This window comes from Enterobacter cloacae complex sp.6700776 (genome assembly GCF_048284255.1).
GTDB classification, from domain to species: domain Bacteria; phylum Pseudomonadota; class Gammaproteobacteria; order Enterobacterales; family Enterobacteriaceae; genus Enterobacter; species Enterobacter intestinihominis.
The window spans coordinates 322,302-336,261 of the sequence record NZ_JBLVYK010000002.1 but is presented as its reverse complement, the minus strand read 5'-3'; the positions used below and the strand labels follow the sequence as shown (position 1 = coordinate 336,261).

General features: G+C 55.4%; 13 protein-coding genes, 5 tRNA genes and 1 pseudogene. 1 reads left to right on the top strand and 18 read right to left on the bottom strand.

Annotated elements, in window-relative coordinates; translation table 11 throughout:
- Window positions 1-29 precede the first annotated feature (29 nt).
- Window positions 30-173: pseudogene (locus ACNQ0T_RS05650) on the top strand (hypothetical protein); the annotation flags it as partial.
- A gap of 61 nt (window positions 174-234) precedes the next feature.
- Here ACNQ0T_RS05650 and luxS read toward each other — a convergent pair.
- The 18 genes from luxS to mltB form a co-directional block, all read right to left on the bottom strand.
- Window positions 235-750, bottom strand: coding sequence for an S-ribosylhomocysteine lyase (gene luxS, locus ACNQ0T_RS05645; protein WP_003862180.1), 516 nt, complete (start codon window positions 748-750; stop codon window positions 235-237).
- 152 nt (window positions 751-902) lie between these two features.
- Window positions 903-2,447 (bottom strand): glutamate--cysteine ligase, encoded by a 1,545-nt coding sequence (gene gshA / locus ACNQ0T_RS05640; RefSeq protein ID WP_022649137.1) that lies wholly within the window; start codon window positions 2,445-2,447, stop codon window positions 903-905.
- Window positions 2,448-2,530: 83 nt separating this feature from the next.
- A complete protein-coding gene (locus tag ACNQ0T_RS05635; protein WP_417929735.1) occupies window positions 2,531-2,959 on the bottom strand; it encodes a YqaA family protein in 429 nt (142 codons plus the stop codon).
- Window positions 2,956-3,522 carry a fructose-1-phosphate/6-phosphogluconate phosphatase gene (gene yqaB / locus ACNQ0T_RS05630; RefSeq protein ID WP_045308455.1) on the bottom strand — a complete coding sequence of 189 codons (567 nt, stop codon included), beginning with the start codon at window positions 3,520-3,522 and terminating at the stop codon, window positions 2,956-2,958. The genes ACNQ0T_RS05635 and yqaB overlap by 4 nt, the downstream gene beginning before the upstream one ends.
- A gap of 126 nt (window positions 3,523-3,648) precedes the next feature.
- Window positions 3,649-3,725: transfer RNA gene (locus ACNQ0T_RS05625), tRNA-Arg, on the bottom strand.
- Between the two features lie 64 nt (window positions 3,726-3,789).
- Window positions 3,790-3,866 (bottom strand) — tRNA-Arg (locus ACNQ0T_RS05620).
- A gap of 64 nt (window positions 3,867-3,930) precedes the next feature.
- Window positions 3,931-4,007 (bottom strand) — tRNA-Arg (locus tag ACNQ0T_RS05615).
- A 64-nt stretch (window positions 4,008-4,071) separates the two neighbouring features.
- A tRNA-Arg gene (locus ACNQ0T_RS05610) sits at window positions 4,072-4,148 on the bottom strand.
- A 4-nt stretch (window positions 4,149-4,152) separates the two neighbouring features.
- Window positions 4,153-4,245: transfer RNA gene (locus ACNQ0T_RS05605), tRNA-Ser, on the bottom strand.
- A 342-nt stretch (window positions 4,246-4,587) separates the two neighbouring features.
- The gene (gene csrA, locus ACNQ0T_RS05600) at window positions 4,588-4,773 is read right to left on the bottom strand and encodes a carbon storage regulator CsrA (protein ID WP_000906486.1); all 186 of its coding nucleotides are present in this window, start codon (window positions 4,771-4,773) and stop codon (window positions 4,588-4,590) included.
- A 241-nt stretch (window positions 4,774-5,014) separates the two neighbouring features.
- Window positions 5,015-7,642: an alanine--tRNA ligase gene (gene alaS / locus ACNQ0T_RS05595; protein WP_022649139.1), complete on the bottom strand. Its 2,628-nt coding sequence runs from the start codon at window positions 7,640-7,642 to the stop codon at window positions 5,015-5,017.
- 131 nt (window positions 7,643-7,773) lie between these two features.
- Entirely contained in the window at window positions 7,774-8,274 is a 501-nt protein-coding gene (recX, locus tag ACNQ0T_RS05590; RefSeq protein ID WP_017382782.1) for a recombination regulator RecX, read from the bottom strand.
- 68 nt (window positions 8,275-8,342) lie between these two features.
- A complete protein-coding gene (gene recA, locus ACNQ0T_RS05585) occupies window positions 8,343-9,401 on the bottom strand; it encodes a recombinase RecA (protein WP_022649140.1) in 1,059 nt (352 codons plus the stop codon).
- Between the two features lie 89 nt (window positions 9,402-9,490).
- On the bottom strand, window positions 9,491-9,988 hold the full coding sequence (gene pncC, locus ACNQ0T_RS05580) for a nicotinamide-nucleotide amidase (protein WP_003862172.1): 498 nt from the start codon (window positions 9,986-9,988) through the stop codon (window positions 9,491-9,493).
- Between the two features lie 130 nt (window positions 9,989-10,118).
- Window positions 10,119-10,997, bottom strand: coding sequence for a metal ABC transporter substrate-binding protein (locus ACNQ0T_RS05575; protein ID WP_417929733.1), 879 nt, complete (start codon window positions 10,995-10,997; stop codon window positions 10,119-10,121).
- A gap of 14 nt (window positions 10,998-11,011) precedes the next feature.
- Complete coding sequence (locus ACNQ0T_RS05570) at window positions 11,012-11,872, bottom strand: metal ABC transporter permease (RefSeq protein WP_022649142.1); 861 nt, start codon at window positions 11,870-11,872, stop codon at window positions 11,012-11,014.
- Window positions 11,869-12,522 carry a metal ABC transporter ATP-binding protein gene (locus tag ACNQ0T_RS05565; protein WP_063146452.1) on the bottom strand — a complete coding sequence of 218 codons (654 nt, stop codon included), beginning with the start codon at window positions 12,520-12,522 and terminating at the stop codon, window positions 11,869-11,871. Before ACNQ0T_RS05565 ends, ACNQ0T_RS05570 begins: the two co-directional genes overlap by 4 nt.
- Window positions 12,523-12,832: 310 nt before the next feature.
- Window positions 12,833-13,933: a lytic murein transglycosylase B gene (mltB, locus tag ACNQ0T_RS05560; RefSeq protein WP_022649145.1), complete on the bottom strand. Its 1,101-nt coding sequence runs from the start codon at window positions 13,931-13,933 to the stop codon at window positions 12,833-12,835.
- Window positions 13,934-13,960: the final 27 nt, after the last annotated feature.

Below are 13,960 nucleotides of genomic sequence, written 5' to 3'. Positions count from 1 at the left end.
CGCCACGCGCTGGCTCTCGACAAACTTACGTCGAAGTGAGCACGCCGAACGTCTATCTCGACCAGATCGAATATTTCTGCCACCACTTCAGCTGCCGCAGCGACGTCTGTATCAGCGTGCATCCGCAAAACGATCGCGATACCGGCGTCGCCAGCGCGGAGCTGGCCGTGGTTGTCGTCATCAGTATTGTAGGCCCGGTCAGCGAAGCGCCACCGGGCATCCACAGGCACAATACTAAATGTGCAGTTCCTGAAGTTTTTCTTTTGGCAGGGCCAGCTCGTCGTTGCTGTTTACACGAACATCACGTTCGATGATATGGCGGGCAATCTCCTGAGCTTCTTCCAGAGAGTGCATCTGGTAAGTGCCGCACTGGTAAACGTTCAGCTCTGGGATCTGGTTCTGCTCTTTCACCTTCAGCACGTCTTCCATGGCCGCTTTCCACGCATCCGCGACGCGTTTCTCTTCAGGCTGACCAATCAGGCTCATGTAGAAACCGGTGCGGCAGCCCATCGGAGAGATATCGATGATCTCCACGCCGTTGCCGTTCAGGTGGTCGCGCATGAATCCGGCGAAAAGGTGTTCCAGCGTGTGAATGCCTTTCTCTGGCATCACTTCTTTATTCGGCACGCAGAAGCGCAGGTCGAAAACGGTGATCGTGTCGCCGTGCGGCGTGTTCATGGTCTTCGCCACGCGGACTGCTGGTGCTTCCATACGGGTATGGTCGACAGTAAAGCTATCTAATAACGGCATACGTCACCTCCGATAGTGATTTTTTTTAAAATAAACTGAACTCTTCTACAGAATGCGCGTCTGAGTATATGAAAGACGCGCATTTGTTATCATCATCCCTGAATTCAGAGATGTATATTTTGGCCACAGCGATGTGGCCTTTTTCTTTTGGTTCAGGCCTGCTTCGCCAGAAACGCCTCAAACGACTCCGTATCCGCCGCTTCGACCTCTTTCTGACGCACAACGGACGCATCGCGCTCTGCCACAAAATCCGCTTCGCTCAGGATCTCTAACGGCTCCTGCATCAGCATCTCACGGTACTCCGCTGAGAGTGAACGCCCTGTGCCACCAATTCCCTGTTCAATCATAGAACGCAGAATACGTGCTGAGAATGTCAGTTCCGGGTTATCGAAGCTTTCAACCAGTTCGTCGCAGACCTTCTGGTAAGCTTCGCCGCCGTACACGCTATCCAGCGTCTGGGCTACGCGCTTCAGGTCATGGAACAGATCCTTCCCTACCTTAGACAGTGGGAACTGGGCCGTTTCACAGCCAATACCTAACGTCAGACCCGGCTTGCGCCCTTCCAGAATCACGCGATTCCAGTTGGCACGAGTACACAGCAGTTCGTCGGAACTCATTTCCGGCGCATCCGCCAGTACGCACCAGACCATAAACAGGTCAAGGAAGCGAACCTGCTGCTCGTCAACGCCAATCGGTGAGAACGGGTTGATATCCAGCGAGCGCACTTCAATGTATTCGATCCCGCCGCGCTGTAGCGCATCCGACGGCGTTTCACCGCTGCGCGTCACGCGCTTCGGACGAATCGGCGCATACAGTTCATTTTCAATCTGCAATACGTTGGTGTTAATTTGCAGGCGCTTGCCGTCTTTTTCGAGGCCGATTTTTTCGTACTCTTCCGACGGGGTTTTTATCGCCCGCTTCAGGCCTGCCACATATTCGTGCAGATCGTTAAACGTAATTCCGAGATTGCTTTGCGACTTATTGGTATAGCCAAGGTCGCTCAGGCGCAGCGAGGTCGCGTACGGCAGATAGTACATGCCACACTCAGTCTTCTCGAACGGCAGCGTGGTCGGTTTCCCTTGCAGGAACGATGAACAGATAGCCGGGGACGCGCCGAACAGATACGGAATAACCCAGCCAAAACGGTAGTAGTTGCGGATCAGGCGGAAGTAGCCCGCGGAGATCGCTTCTTTATCCGTTTCACCGCACTTCGCCTGCCAGAACGCCATCGGCAGAGAGAAATTGTAGTGCACGCCAGAGATCGTCTGCATCAGTGCGCCGTAGCGATTTTTCAGTCCTTCGCGATACAGCGTTTTCAGCCGTCCAATATTCGAGGTGCCGTACTGAGCCAGCTCGATATCCTGCCCCTGCTCGATATAGCACGGCATGCTGAGCGGCCACATACGCTCGTCGCCGAGGTTGCGGGCGGTGAAGCGATGCACGTCGCGCATGATCGTCAGCATATGATCAATATCACCGTCTACTGGCGTAATGAACTCCAGCAGCGCTTCGGCGAAATCGGTTGTGATCCATTTATGTGTCAGCGCCGAGCCTAACGCCTTCGGGTGTCCCGTAGTCGCTAAGCTACCATCCGCATTTACGCGCAGCGTTTCGCGCTCAAGCCCACGCTGAATCCCCTTCAGTGCCTGAGGGTGATTTTCCAGCCAGGCCAGCGCCTGTGATACGTCCGGGATCAATTTGACCTCCCGCCTGTCAAAAAATTGTCACTCAGCATAATTGTAATGGTTGACGATTGAAGGTCGCGAATTCATTCCACCAATTAGTGCCACCACGTCATACCCTGTAGTGTTACCCATGCCAGTAAAACATAGCGTAACGCCTTGCCAAGGCACAAAAAAAAGAGCACCGGTCCCCAGGAGATGCGCAACCATCCCGCCAGCAGACACAGTAAATCGCCTATTACAGGCATCCAGCTTAATAACAGCGTGGCAGCGCCATAGCGTTTTAGCCAGCCCACTGCCTTTTCCTGCCAGCGAGATTTTTCGCGTAGCGGAAAGAAACGTCCAAGAATAACGTTAGTCAGCCCTCCAAGGCTATTACCCATTGTTGCTATTAAGACCAGCAACCAGGGCTGACTCACGCCGGACAACAGCATCGCCACCAGCACCACTTCCGAATTCCCCGGTAAGAGGGTGGAGCTTAAAAAACTGCTGGCGAATAATGAAGCGAGTGACAGCGCGTCACTCACAGTAAGCGAACATCCACCGCCGCCATTCCGGCATCACGCGCGGCCTGAATGCCAAAATCAGCATCTTCAAACACCACGCATTTTGCAGGTGGTACACCCATTAATTCTGCACAGCGCAGGAAGGTATCCGGTGCGGGTTTGTGATGTTTAACATGATCGGCAGCAACGACGGCAGAAAAATAGTGGCGCAGGCCAAGGTGTTTGAGTAGCGCTTCAGCAATCGCGCTCTCGCTGCCCGTACCGACAGACATAGGACGACGGCCGTGCCACTCCTTGACGACGTCAATGAGTGGTAAAGGCTGCACGGTGTCTAACAGTATGGCTTTTACCGCTTCGGTTTTTTCACGCGCGAGCTGGTGCGGGTCGAGATCGGCCTGATTCAGCTCAATCACGGCCTGTGCGATACGCCAGGTGGGCGATCCGTTGAGGGCAATCATCGCCTGTAAATCGAAACGCATACCGTAACGGCCCAGGACTTCGGTCCAGGCCTGACGATGCGTGGGTTCGGTATCCAGGAGGGTGCCGTCCATGTCGAAGATCAAACCGTCATACTGTGCGTACATCGTGCTCTCGCTAAACGATTAACAAAGCATTACTTTATCGTAAAAGGGGATTTTTGTCGCTGATTGCGAAGTGATAACAATGAGAGTGATTAAGAACTAAACATCGAAGGGGATCACAAGAAGAGATGGTGCATCCGGGAGGATTCGAACCTCCGACCGCTCGGTTCGTAGCCGAGTACTCTATCCAGCTGAGCTACGGATGCATCGGGATTTGCTGCTGTACTTCTCGATACTCATATCACTTCAAAAGCAATATGAATTAAAAAATGGTGCATCCGGGAGGATTCGAACCTCCGACCGCTCGGTTCGTAGCCGAGTACTCTATCCAGCTGAGCTACGGATGCATCGGGATTTACTGCTGTACTTCTCGATACTCATATCACTTCAAAAGCAATATGAAGTAAAAAATGGTGCATCCGGGAGGATTCGAACCTCCGACCGCTCGGTTCGTAGCCGAGTACTCTATCCAGCTGAGCTACGGATGCATCGGGATTTACTACTGTACTGCTCGATATTCATATCACTTCGAAAGCAATATGAAGTAATAGATGGTGCATCCGGGAGGATTCGAACCTCCGACCGCTCGGTTCGTAGCCGAGTACTCTATCCAGCTGAGCTACGGATGCAAAATGGCGGTGAGGCGGGGATTCGAACCCCGGATGCAGCTTTTGACCGCATACTCCCTTAGCAGGGGAGCGCCTTCAGCCTCTCGGCCACCTCACCACACAACGCCTCTTTCGAGTGCTTCGAGCAACTCGTTAAGAGCTTCTCGTCGCTGCGTGGCGCATATATTACTTTCTGGGACTTATAAGTCAAACAATTTTCCACATGCTTTTTTCGTTTGCACAATTCGCACGCAATTCGCATGTAAAAGCCGCAAAGAGAGTGTTTTATAAGCGGATTTTGCAGGCATCTTCACAGAATTGTGTTGAGAGAAGCGCGTCATTTGGATGAGATAAGATTATGAGAGTGGTCAAAAACGAAGCGTTTGAAATAGAACGGTAACTTTATGCAGGAAAAATAGCGGGAGGGTTGCGTCTCGCCCGACAGCGAGACGCGACAATATCAGTAACTGGACTGCTGGGATTTTTCAGCCTGGATACGCTGGTAGATCTCTTCACGGTGGACAGATACTTCTTTAGGAGCGTTAACACCAATACGTACCTGGTTACCCTTTACCCCTAAAACTGTCACGGTGACCTCATCCCCAATCATGAGGGTCTCACCAACTCGACGAGTCAGAATCAGCATTCTTTGCTCCTTGAAAGATTAAAAGAGTCGGGTCTCTTGTATCCCGGCATTATCCATCATATAACGCCAAAAAGTAAGCGATGACAAACACGTAAAGTGTAAGCAGTCACGGCATCACATTCTGTTAAACGTAAGTTTAGCCGATATACACAAACTCAACCTGACTTTATCGTTATCGATAGCGCAGTGAGCAAGACGCCATAACGTTACCGCTATGGCGTCTGCTTGTGCTTTGTAGTTATTACAGTTTCGCGCTTACCCAGCTTTCAACGCTGGCTAATGCCGCGGGAAGTGCCGCCGCATCCGTACCACCGGCTTGCGCCATGTCCGGACGACCGCCACCTTTGCCACCCACCTGCTGGGCGACCATGCCAATCAGTTCCCCTGCTTTGACACGATCCGTCACATCCTTAGAGACGCCCGCAATCAGAGAAACCTTACCCTCTGCGACCGTTGCCAGCACGATAACCGTCGAACCAAGCTGGTTCTTTAGATCGTCGACCATGGTACGCAGCATCTTAGGCTCAACGCCCGCCAGGTCGCTGACCAGCAGTTTGACGCCCTTAATGTCTACCGCTTTGCTGGAGAGGTTTGCGCTCTCCTGCGCCGCAGCCTGTTCTTTCAGCTGCTGGAGTTCTTTTTCCAGCTGACGGGTACGATCCAGCGCGACACGCACTTTCTCGCCCAGGTTCTGGCTATCGCCTTTCAGCAGCTGCGCGATCTCGTGCAGCTGGTCGCTCTGCGCATGCAGGCTGGCAATTGCACCTTCCCCGGTCACCGCCTCAATACGACGCACGCCTGCCGCCGTACCCGACTCGGAAACGATGCGGAACAAGCCGATGTCACCGGTGCGGGATGCGTGAGTACCGCCACACAGTTCGGTAGAGAAGTCGCCCATGCTCAGCACGCGAACGCGGTCGTCATATTTCTCGCCAAACAGCGCCATCGCACCTTTCTTCTTCGCTGCCTCAAGATCCATGATGTGGGTTTCGATTGGCAGGTTACGGCGGATCTGGGCATTCACCAGGTCTTCCACCGCACGAATTTCAGACGGCTTCATCGCTTCAAAATGCGAGAAGTCGAAACGCAGCACTTTGTCGTTAACCAGAGAACCTTTCTGTGCAACGTGCGTACCCAGCACTTCGCGCAGGGCTGCGTGCATCAGGTGGGTTGCCGAGTGGTTCAGACGAATGCGCGCGCGGCGAGCTTCGTCAACGTTGGCCTGAACGCCCTCGCCCACTTTCAGAGAACCGGAAACCAGTTTGCCCTGGTGACCAATTGCCTGACCGTATTTCTGGGTATCGCTTACGCTGAAGCTGAAGCCATTGCCTTTCAGTTCGCCTTTATCGCCAACCTGGCCGCCGGATTCCGCATAGAACGGTGTTTTATCCAGGATAACAACCGCGTCCTGACCTGCGCTAATGCTGTCTACGGCTTTACCGTCAACAAACAGCGCGGTCACGTTGCTGGTCAGAGCCAGCTCTTCGTAGCCTTTAAATTCAGACGCGCTATCAACGCGGATCATCGCGTTGTAGTCCGCGCCAAAACCGCTGGATTCACGCGCACGACGACGCTGCTCTTCCATTGCGGCTTCAAAGCCTGCTTCGTCAACTTTGATGTTGCGCTCGCGGCAAACGTCCGCCGTCAGGTCAACCGGGAAGCCGTAGGTGTCGTACAGGCGGAAAGCGGTTTCGCCATCCAGCGTGTCGCCCTTGAGTTTCGCCAGCTCGTCGTCCAGCAGCGCCAGTCCGCGCTCCAGCGTACGGGCAAACTGCTCTTCTTCGGTTTTCAGAACCTGTTCAACCTGCGCCTGCTGGCGTTTCAGCTCGTCACCGGCAGAGCCCATCACGCCAATCAGTGGCCCAACGAGTTTATAGAAGAAGGTGTCCTTCGCGCCCAGCATGTTGCCATGACGGATCGCACGACGAATGATACGACGCAGCACATAGCCACGGTTTTCATTCGACGGGATAACGCCGTCAGCAATCAGGAACGCACAGGAACGAATATGGTCTGCGATAACGCGCAGTGATTTGTTGTTCAGATCGGTTGCGCCCGTCACTTCGGCAACGGCTTTGATCAGGGTGCTGAACAGGTCAATCTCATAGTTGGAGTTAACGTGTTGCAGAACGGCCGCGATACGCTCAAGACCCATACCGGTATCTACGGACGGTTTTGGCAGCGGCTCCATGGTGCCGTCGGCCTGACGGTTGAACTGCATGAAGACAATGTTCCAGATCTCAATGTAGCGATCGCCATCTTCTTCCGCGCTTCCCGGAGGGCCGCCCCAGATGTGGTCACCATGATCGTAGAAGATCTCGGTGCACGGACCGCAAGGGCCGGTGTCACCCATCTGCCAGAAGTTATCAGACGCGTAAGGCGCGCCTTTGTTGTCACCGATACGGATGATACGTTCGCGAGGGATACCCACTTCTTTTTCCCAGATGTCGAACGCTTCGTCATCGGTCTCATACACGGTCACCCACAGACGCTCTTTCGGCAGATTAAACCAGTTTTCACCGGTCAGCAGTTCCCACGCATATTGAATGGCGTCGTGTTTGAAGTAGTCGCCGAAGCTGAAGTTACCCAGCATTTCGAAGAAAGTGTGGTGGCGCGCGGTGTAACCGACGTTTTCCAGATCGTTGTGTTTACCGCCCGCACGCACGCAACGCTGTGAGGTTGTGGCGCGGGAATAATTACGCTTGTCGAGACCAAGGAACACATCCTTGAACTGGTTCATCCCGGCGTTGGTAAACAGCAGAGTCGGGTCATTGTTCGGTACCAGGGAGCTGCTGGCAACAACCTGGTGTCCCTTACTATGGAAAAAATCGAGAAACGCCTGACGGATCTCAGCGGTGCTCTTGCTCATAATTATCCTGAAATCAAGCTAACGAAATGTCGCAGCAGATCTGTATCTGTAAACAGTTGGACGGACCAGCTACTGGAAAAAGTGGGAATAAGATAAGTTTTCTTTAGTGGGAAGTAAAATCCCGCATGCGTTCAATCGGTAAAATTACGCCAGATATCCTGAATATCTTCCATCAGGAAGCCGCGGTAGAGCAAAAAGCGCTGGATTTTAACTTTTTCTGAAAATTCACGCGGCAGCGGCTCACCGTACTTTCGTACCGCCTGCTCACGCGCCAGTTCGCACCAGTCGATTTCACTTTCGCGCATGGCTTTTTCAATCGATTCACGGGCTACACCTTTCTGGTTCAGCTCCTGGCGGATACGCGCTGGCCCATAGCCTTTACGACCACGGCTGGCAAGAAAGCGAGCGGCAAAACGGCCGTCATCCAGATAGTGATGCTCGTAGCACCAGGCAACCACGCGGTCATAATCTTCCGCGGTGGCATCAATGTCTTCCGGACCGTTTTTGCTCATGACGGGCGCTGACAGTTTCCGCCGCAGCTCCTGTTCGCTATGGTCACGCACGGCAAGAATACGCACGGCCCGATCCAGCAAGCGTGAGTAGGCTGGTCGGCGTGATGTCGGTTCACTCATAAAAAACCTGTCGATTCAGAAATGCAAAAAGGGCCGCATCAGCAGCCCTTCATTTTTATCCGAGAGGATTAAAAGTCTTCGTTGGTTTCTTCAGCATCCGCGCCGTCGACCACGAAATCAGGTTTAGAGTCCTGGTTGCTCAGCAGGAGTTCACGCACCTTCTTCTCAATCTCTTTCGCCGCCGCCGGGTTCTCTTTCAGCCAGGAGATAGCATTCGCTTTACCCTGACCAATCTTGTCACCGTTGTAGCTGTACCATGCGCCCGCTTTTTCAATCAGCTTCTCTTTCACGCCCAGGTCAACCAGCTCGCCGAGGAAGTTGATACCTTCGCCGTAGAGGATCTGGAATTCAGCCTGTTTGAACGGTGCTGCGATTTTGTTCTTCACAACCTTCACGCGGGTTTCGCTACCGACGACGTTATCCCCCTCTTTCACCGCGCCGATACGGCGGATATCCAGACGGACAGAAGCGTAGAATTTCAGAGCGTTACCGCCGGTGGTGGTTTCCGGGTTACCGAACATTACACCAATTTTCATACGGATCTGGTTGATGAAGATCAGCAGCGTATTGGACTGCTTCAGGTTACCCGCCAGCTTACGCATCGCCTGGCTCATCATACGTGCCGCGAGGCCCATGTGAGAGTCACCGATTTCACCTTCAATTTCTGCTTTTGGCGTCAGCGCCGCAACGGAGTCGACGATGATCACGTCAACCGCACCTGAGCGCGCCAGCGCGTCACAAATTTCCAGGGCCTGCTCGCCGGTGTCCGGCTGTGAGCACAGCAGGTTGTCGATATCAACGCCCAGTTTACGGGCATAGACCGGGTCCAGCGCGTGCTCGGCATCGATAAACGCACAGGTTTTACCTTCGCGCTGTGCCGCCGCAACAACCTGCAACGTCAGGGTGGTTTTACCCGAGGATTCCGGACCGTAGATTTCTACGATACGGCCCATCGGCAAACCGCCAGCGCCCAGTGCGATATCAAGAGAAAGCGAACCAGTGGAGATAGTTTCCACGTCCATGGAACGGTCTTCACCCAGGCGCATGATGGAGCCTTTACCGAATTGCTTTTCGATCTGGCCCAGTGCTGCCGCCAACGCTTTCTGTTTGTTTTCGTCGATAGCCATTATTACTCCTGTCATGCCGGGAGAAGCAACTGCGCTTCACCATGGACTTCTGTTCTGTTGAGGCAATTATACTGTATAGTCATACAGTATCAAGTATTTTGTAGAAATTGTTGCCAGAGCGTTTTTAACGCGTATTCCGTTGCCTGACGACGCACGCTTTCGCGATCGCCGCTGAAGCATTCCCGGCGGGTGATCCCTTCACCTTTTGAGGTGGCAAAGCCAAACCAGACGGTGCCGACAGGCTTCACGTCGCTGCCGCCGTCCGGCCCCGCGATACCGCTGATGGAGATAGCGTAATCTGCGCGCGCCTCTTTCAGCGCGCCAATCGCCATTTCGATCACCACCGGCTCGCTGACCGCGCCATGCTGCTCAAGCGTGGCTTCACGCACGCCAATCATCTGCGCTTTAGCCTCGTTACTGTAGGTCACAAAGCCGCGTTCAAACCAGGCGGAACTGCCAGCAATATCGGTAATTGCTTTCGCCACCCAGCCGCCGGTGCAGGATTCTGCGGTCGTAAGAGTCGCGCCGCGCTGTTTCAGCGCCAGCCCCACCACTTCGCTTAGCTGCATCAATTCATGGTCAGTCATTCTCGCTCCAGGCCTTAGAAAAACATGCAGCACAAGATAGCACTTTCTCATCAAATATGGGGATGCGCGTCGGGTTTTACGAGGGGGCTTCAGAAAAAAGCCGATGCGGGCGCACCGGCCAGAGAGACGCTTATTTCATGCTGTTAGCGAGGGTGTCCACATTGTGGCAAAACGCCTTGACGTAGGTGTCCGCCACGCCGCCCTTCGCGGACAGCGCTTCCGGGTAAAGTTCACCGCCCGGCAGGGCGCCCGTGGCGGTCGCAATCTGCTTCACCAGGCGCGGGTCAAGCTGGTTTTCCATAAACCAGGTTTTCACGCCGTCAGCTTTAATCTGATTGATGATCTCCGCTACCTGCGCCGCGCTGGCTTCACTCTCAGACGACAGCCCCTGCGGCGCCATAAACGTCACGCCGTAGGCGCGGCTGAAATAGCCGAAGGCGTCGTGGCTGGTCAGCACTTTGCGCTTCGCCTGTGGGATGTCGCTGAAACGCTTTTTAGCCCAACCGTCCAGCTGAGAGAGCTGCGCAATATAGGGTTTACCGGTAGCTTCAAGCGCCGCCGTATCTTCAGGATCGGCCTTCACCAGCCCAGAGAGAATATTTTGCGCATACAGCGCGCCGTTCGCCGCGCTGTTCCACGCGTGCGGATCGGTCACGGTTTTACCGTCCTCTTCCAGCGTGTGCGTTTTCACGCCGTCCGAAGCAACCACCAGCTGGCCTTTGAATCCGGAGGCTTTCACCAGACGATCGAGCCAGCCTTCCAGCCCCAGCCCATTGACCACCACCACGTCGGCTTTACTCAGCGCCGCGCTGTCTTTGGGCGAGGGTTCGAAAGTATGGGGATCACCGTCCGGCCCCACCAGCGTCGTCACCTTCACACGATCGCCGCCAACCTGCTGCGTGATGTCTCCCAGGATGGAAAAGCTGGTCACCACATTAAGCGTTTTCGCCATTACGCCGTGCGTCATCATGCCGAGCGCGAGCGCCACGGCTAACCCTGTACGTTTCATCGTTTCCCCTTGCGTTAAAAAAGCGCCCGCAGGCTATCCGCCAGCCTGCTGCGCGTGCCAAATAAAACGGAAATAAAGAACAATGCGCTGGCGGTCAGCACAATGGAGGGCCCGGCGGGCAGACTCACTGCCCAGGAAAGGCTTAAGCCCAGCCACGCGCAAAAAATACCGCTGATACCCGCCATCAGAAGTAACCCTGGCAGGGTGCGCACCCAGCAGCGTGCCGCCACGGCGGGCAACATCATCAGCCCGACGGCCATCAACGTGCCGAGCACCTGAAAACCGGCCACCAGGTTGAGCACCAGCAGCGCCAGAAACAGACCGTGTAACATCCCGGGCAGCCAGCGCGCGTTCACCTGCAACCACGCGGTATCGAACGCTTCGCTGACCAGCCCACGATAAAACATCGCCAGCGTGAGGAGCGTGAACATGCAAACGCCCGTCACGAACAGGGCTGACGCGCTATCCACGGCGAGAATGGAGCCAAACAGAAGATGAAGCAGATCGACATTTGAACCGCGCAGCGACACCAGCGTGACGCCCAGCGCCAGGGAACCCAGGTAAAACCCCGCGAAGCTGGCATCCTCTTTAAGGGGCGTGCGGCGGCTGACCAGCCCGGCCACCAGCGCAACGGCGATCCCGGCAATAAACCCGCCGACAGTCATTGCCAGCAGCGACATACCGCTGAGCAGATAGCCCACCGCGACACCCGGCAAAATGGCATGAGAAAGGGCGTCCCCCATCAGGCTCATCCGACGCAGCTGAAGGAATACGCCCAGCGCCGTGGTGCTGACGGAGAGCGCCAGGCAAACCACCAGCGCACGGCGCATAAAGCCGTACTCAATAAACGGCTGGAAGAATGTATGCCAGATCATGCCACCCTCACCCGCTCGGTTTTCCATTGGGGAATATCAGCGTCCAGACGTAACGTCTGCGGGAAGTGACGTGCTACGCGCTCGCTGTCATGCAGAACCGCCAGCAGGGTCTGCCCCTGCATATACATCTCCAGCATCAGATCCATCAGCACGTTGCAGGTCGCTTCATCGACGCCGGTGAAGGGTTCGTCCAGCATCACCAGCGGTGCCTGCTGCACTAAAACGCGGGCAAACAGCATGCGCTGGAATTGCCCGCCGGAGAGTTCATCGATGGTGGATAACGCCATGGACGCCAGCCCCACGCGCTCAAGCGCGCCGGCAATGCGCATGCGGGTATCCCGACGAAAACCGGCAAATAGCGAGATTTCTGGCCAGCAGCCCATGCTCACCACGTCCTGCACGGTCAGAGGAAATTGCGCCTCCAGCGCGTGACGCTGCGCCAGCCAGCCCACCACCGGACGTCTCCCCTGCCAGCGAAACGTACCGCTGACGGGCGGAAGAAAGCCAGCGAGCGTTTTCAGCAGCGTGGATTTGCCGCAGCCGTTGGCCCCGACGATGGCGGTCATGCTCCCGCGTTCAATCACGCCGGACAGTGCGCGCGTAACGGGCTGGCGATCGTAACCCGCCACCAGGTCGTTCATCACGATCATGGCAACGCCACCGCCCAGCGCACGGCCAGGCCGAGAAACAGAATGAGCATCAGCGCCAGCAGCAGACGAACCGGGGATGAGAGAGAAAACAGGGACATGGATATCTCAATTAAAAATTATGTTATAACATAACAATAATGAAAGACGATTAAGATGTAAACGGCGGGAGTGAAATGGGAATGTGGCGAAATGTTTCTGCAAACTTCCCTCTCCCGTGAGAGAGGGTCAGGGTGAGGGCATCAGGCCGCACCGTGTGGGCAGCCATGCCGGGTGGCGGCGTTGCCTTACCCGGCCTACCCGTCGGGGTAACTTACTGGCTAAACGGTGACGCTGCCGGCACACGCGCCTGAGACACCGCCAGCCCCAGCTGCCACACCGCCATCGCATAGTGCGTGCTGTGGTTGTAGCGGGTAATGGTGTAGAAGTTCGGCAGTCCGAACCAGTACTGATAACCGGTTCCGACATCCAGGCGCAGCAGGCTCACCTGGTCAACATTGCCCAGCGGCTGCGACGGCGTTAAGCCTGCCGCTGCCAGCTGCGCCACGCTGTATTTGGTTTTAAATCCGTTTTCCAGACCAAACGCCTCGCCGTTTGCCTGCACCGCCACCTGGCCGCCCGGCGTCCAGCCGTGCGCTTTGAAGTAGTTGGCCACGCTGCCAATGGCGTCTTCGGGATCCCACAGGTTGATGTGACCATCCCCGTTAAAATCTACCGCGTACTGCTTATAGGAGGACGGCATAAACTGGCCGTAGCCCATCGCACCGGCGAACGACCCTTTCAGATCTAACGGATCGTCCTGTTCGTCTCGCGCCATCAGCAGGAAGGTTTCCAGTTCAGAGGAGAAATACTCGGCGCGGCGCGGGTAGTTGAAGGAGAGCGTCGCCAGCGCATCGAGGATGCGGGTTTTACCCATAATGCGTCCCCAGCGAGTCTCGACCCCAATAATACCGACGATGATCTCCGGCGGCACGCCATAGACCTGCCACGCACGATTCAGGGCGTCTTCATACTGATTCCAGAACACCACGCCATTTTGCACGTTGTCCGGGGTAATAAACTGTTTGCGATAGCGCAGCCACGCCCCGTTTGGCCCGGTCGGCACCTGGGCCGTCGGCGCCTGCCTGTCCATCAGGCGCAGCACGTAGTCCAGACGCTTCGCCTGAGACAAAATGGCATGCAGCTGCTGGCGATCAAAACCGTGCTTGCTCACCATTTTATCGATGAACTGTTCGGCCGCAGGGTTATTCGCGAAGTCGCCGCCCATCTGCATCATATTGTGCTGCGGCTCAAGCAGGAACCCGCCGGAAGGCGCGCCCGCCGTTTGTTGAACAGCTTCAGTCCTGGGTTTGCTACTACAGGCGGACAGGAGAATAAGCGCAGGTAACAGCGCTGCATAACGACGCTTGAACATGTGGCATCCATTTAACGAGTTCGGTAA

Excerpts from the sequence above, each read along its gene's own strand:
- luxS (WP_003862180.1), bottom strand. The coding sequence starts at position 750 with ATGCCGTTATTAGATAGCTTTACTGTCGACCATACCCGTATGGAAGCA.
- yqaB (WP_045308455.1), bottom strand. The coding sequence starts at position 3,522 with ATGTACGCACAGTATGACGGTTTGATCTTCGACATGGACGGCACCCTC.
- csrA (WP_000906486.1), bottom strand. The coding sequence starts at position 4,773 with ATGCTGATTCTGACTCGTCGAGTTGGTGAGACCCTCATGATTGGGGAT.
- alaS (WP_022649139.1), bottom strand. The coding sequence starts at position 7,642 with ATGAGCAAGAGCACCGCTGAGATCCGTCAGGCGTTTCTCGATTTTTTC.
- recX (WP_017382782.1), bottom strand. The coding sequence starts at position 8,274 with ATGAGTGAACCGACATCACGCCGACCAGCCTACTCACGCTTGCTGGAT.
- recA (WP_022649140.1), bottom strand. The coding sequence starts at position 9,401 with ATGGCTATCGACGAAAACAAACAGAAAGCGTTGGCGGCAGCACTGGGC.
- pncC (WP_003862172.1), bottom strand. The coding sequence starts at position 9,988 with ATGACTGACCATGAATTGATGCAGCTAAGCGAAGTGGTGGGGCTGGCG.
- ACNQ0T_RS05575 (WP_417929733.1), bottom strand. The coding sequence starts at position 10,997 with ATGAAACGTACAGGGTTAGCCGTGGCGCTCGCGCTCGGCATGATGACG.
- ACNQ0T_RS05570 (WP_022649142.1), bottom strand. The coding sequence starts at position 11,872 with ATGATCTGGCATACATTCTTCCAGCCGTTTATTGAGTACGGCTTTATG.
- ACNQ0T_RS05565 (WP_063146452.1), bottom strand. The coding sequence starts at position 12,522 with ATGATCGTGATGAACGACCTGGTGGCGGGTTACGATCGCCAGCCCGTT.
- mltB (WP_022649145.1), bottom strand. The coding sequence starts at position 13,933 with ATGTTCAAGCGTCGTTATGCAGCGCTGTTACCTGCGCTTATTCTCCTG.